Here is an 800-nt window from a genome sequence, read left to right on the forward strand (position 1 = left end):
TTTTGCGGCAGTGGCTTCCTGCTGGACGTCGAATTCCTCGTAAAGCGCCAGTTGCTCGACGAGGGTGGCTCGCAGGTCGTCGTCGTCGTCAACGATCAGAATGGTGCGTGATGTCATGATCAATCCGTTGTTTTAAAAAGAATATTCAGTTGACCTCCCCCCATTTATGCGGAAGCTCACCGGCGCAACAGTCGTTCACAGTGATTTGTTCCGTGAGACAATCATACAAGAAAAAACGCGCGCGCAATGCGGCAGGCGAATTTTTGCCGAAGGGGCTGCATGTCCTGGTTGTGCGTGCGAGGCCCGGCAACCCTGCGCAGGGATTGCTGCAAGCCGGCCAAACGGTGTTTCCCTGCGCCCTCGGGCGCGGCGGCATTTCCGCCAGCAAGCGCGAGGGCGACGGCGCGACGCCACTGGCTGCGATGCGGATATTGTCAGGCTATTTCCGCAACGACCAGTTTCCCGGCGGCCGCCGGACGGGGCTGGCGATGGCGCCGATCGGCCCGGATCTCGGCTGGTGCGAGGTGCCGGACGACCGCAACTACAATCGGCCGGTTAAGATCCCTTACGGCGCCAGCCATGAACGGATGCGGCGCGCCGACCGGCTCTACGATGTGTGCCTGGTGCTGGACTGGAACATCGCGCCGCGCCGGCGCGGGTGCGGCAGCGCGATCTTCTTCCATCTGGCGCGTCCCGGCTTCACGCCGACGCAAGGCTGCGTCGCGGTAACGGCGCGCACCATGGCGAGGCTGCTGCCGCTGCTGTCGGACCGGACCGTGGTGAAGGTAGTGAGGTAGGGG

General features: G+C 63.2%; 1 protein-coding gene and 1 pseudogene. One reads left to right on the top strand and one right to left on the bottom strand.

From position 1 onward, the window contains the following. Positions 1–117 (bottom strand): annotated as a pseudogene (locus tag EOA60_RS35385) (DNA-binding response regulator); the annotation flags it as partial. A gap of 146 nt (positions 118–263) precedes the next feature. On the opposite strand from EOA60_RS35385, the gene EOA60_RS35390 reads away from it, so the two are divergent. Next, entirely contained in the window at positions 264–797 is a 534-nt protein-coding gene (locus EOA60_RS35390) for a L,D-transpeptidase (RefSeq protein WP_245322417.1), read from the top strand. Positions 798–800: the final 3 nt, after the last annotated feature.

This window comes from Mesorhizobium sp. M1A.F.Ca.IN.020.06.1.1, assembly GCF_004023265.1.
Classification (GTDB): Bacteria; Pseudomonadota; Alphaproteobacteria; order Rhizobiales; family Rhizobiaceae; genus Mesorhizobium.